This window comes from Terriglobus sp. YAF25, from assembly GCF_052113305.1.
Lineage (GTDB): Bacteria > Acidobacteriota > Terriglobia > Terriglobales > Acidobacteriaceae > Terriglobus.
The window spans coordinates 1-2324 of record NZ_JBFRCY010000716.1; the positions used below are offsets into that span (position 1 = coordinate 1).

The window sequence follows — 2324 nt, forward strand, 5'->3', positions numbered from 1 at the left end:
CGGGAGTGCAGCATCACCCCCCAAACCGCACATGGCCTGATTCTGCGCGCAGAGAAGAACGGCTGGATCGTCCGTCAACAGGACGCAACCAATGAACGCCGGCGCATCGCCAGCCTCACGGCAACCGGTGAAAAGCTGCTGCAGGATACCGACGTGGTTGTGCGGAAGATTGAGATGGACCTATGGGAGGGCGTAAAACGCTCAGACCTGAAAGCCATGAATGACCTGCTGGAGATGGCCGCGGACCGGCTGTAGCATTCAACACTCCCCATAACCTGGGTGCCCCATATATGCGAAGCATATGTGGGTGTATCGAGCGTAAGCTCGATCCTGATTTACCTTCATGAAATCGGAGTTACATCAAGAAGATTAAAAACGATTCGAGCTCCGCTCGAATGTCCCACATAAGCTACGCGTATGTGGGGCACCCGTCCCTATAGAGTCGAGTTCACGAGACCCACTGGTCATTTACCCTAATGTCATATGGCGACTGAGACAGCGACCCCGAGCGTTTCCCTTGCGGATGTGCAAGCCGCCCGCGAACGGATGCGCGGCAGTGTCTACGAATCTCCGTGTTCCCGATCGGAGAGGCTGTCCAAGACCACTGGACTTGAGATCTATCTCAAGCTCGAAAACCTGCAGATGACTGGCAGCTTCAAAGAGCGCGGGGCACTGAACAAGATCGCCACCCTCACTCCGGAGCAGGCCAACCGCGGCGTTATCGCCGCCAGCGCAGGCAATCACGCCCAGGGCGTCGCCTACCACGCCACTAAGCGCGGCATTCCCGCCACCATCGTGATGCCGGTGCAGACACCTCTGGTTAAGGTCACTGCCACTCGCAACTTCGGCGCTGAGGTAGTGCTGCACGGCGCCAACTACGACGAGGCTTACGCCGAAGCCCGGCGGCTCTGCGATCTGAAGGGCATGACCTTCGTGCACCCCTTTGACGATCCTGCCGTTATCGCCGGCCAGGGTGTCATCGGCCTGGAGATCCTGGATCAGGTCCCTGCCCTGGAAGCGGTCGTCATCCCGATCGGCGGTGGCGGACTGACCAGCGGCATCGCCGTTGCGCTGAAAGAAACGAACCCGAAGATTCAGGTCGTCGGCGTGCAGACGGCGCGTCTGGCCAGCATGAAAGCCGCTGTAGAAGCGGGACATCACGTCACCCTCGATCCCGCCACTACCATCGCCGACGGCATTGCAGTACGCCGGGCCGGTGACGTCACCCTGCCGCTCGCGGAACAGTACGTCGACCGCATCGTCACGGTCGAAGAGGATGAGATCGCGTCCGCCATCCTGGTCCTGCTGGAACGAGAGAAGACACTGGCCGAAGGCGCCGGCGCGACTGCCCTCGCCGCCGTCATGCAACATAAGACCGGTCTTCCGCCGGGTACACGGACTGCGGTTCTGGTCAGCGGCGGCAATATCGACGTCACCCTGCTTTCGCGCATCATCGAACGCGGTCTGGTCAAGGATGGCCGTCTGATCCGCCTGCGCATCCATCTGCTGGACAAACCCGGCGCCCTCGCCGAGCTTACCGAGCTGATTGCGGTCCACCGTATCAACATCGTGGACACCCTCTACAACCGGGCCTACTACGACGTGAACCTGGGCGACACCGCCATCGATATCACCATGGAAGCCCGCGGTCCGGAGCATGTGGCAGAACTGCTGGCAGCCTTGACCGAGCGGGGTTTCCGGCACCAGCGCGTCCAGTAACCTGGGCCGGCAAACCATTGTGACCATTGCCGGCCCCAATACCCCGCAGTAAACTTTCTATACAACATCACATAGATTCGTTGATACTGTGGTGCTCCAGAAGAGGCACCCGCGTATGCACGTTTTTAAACGTACATACTTTCTCTTTGCCTCACTGTCTGCTGCACAAGGCATCTTACGTTTCTGGAGAAATGCACGATGGCTCCAAACCTGCAATATGCAACCGAAGAAGAGCTCAGCACGGGACCTACGCGCCAGCGGCTTGCAATTGAGTGCGGCATCGTCGCCGCCCTGTGTTTTCTTGCCCTGAAGTTTGGCGGCTTTCATAAGGGAGGCAATCCCCTTGGCGAAGTCGTCGAGATCAACGTAGTCTCGGCCCTTGTCATCTCTACCGTAGTCACTCTGCTTTTTCTCGCCGCACGTGTGTGGCGCATGCAGGGCAAACGGGAGAGATTATCAGATGAATAGGTCTGGACCTCGCTTCAACAGAAAGGGCCTCCCCAGCGGGAGGCCCTTCTTGTTTCGTTACCGATTACGGTTCCTGTGGAGCCTTTTCCCTTTAGGTGTAGATACCCAGCATCAGGGAAATACTCTTACTCCTTGTC

Annotated in this window: 3 protein-coding genes; all 3 read left to right on the forward strand. The window is 58.6% G+C overall.

Annotated features, from left to right (window positions below):
• Nucleotides 1–255 (forward strand): MarR family winged helix-turn-helix transcriptional regulator (locus tag AB4043_RS22785; RefSeq protein WP_442308188.1); only part of this gene is annotated, 255 nt, incomplete at its 5' end.
• A gap of 228 nt (nt 256–483) precedes the next feature.
• Complete coding sequence (locus tag AB4043_RS22790) at nt 484–1719, forward strand: threonine ammonia-lyase (RefSeq protein ID WP_442300381.1); 1236 nt, start codon at nt 484–486, stop codon at nt 1717–1719.
• Nucleotides 1720–1917: 198 nt separating this feature from the next.
• On the forward strand, nt 1918–2187 hold the full coding sequence (locus AB4043_RS22795; RefSeq protein WP_442300380.1) for a hypothetical protein: 270 nt from the start codon (nt 1918–1920) through the stop codon (nt 2185–2187).
• The last annotated feature ends 137 nt before the right edge of the window (nt 2188–2324 follow it).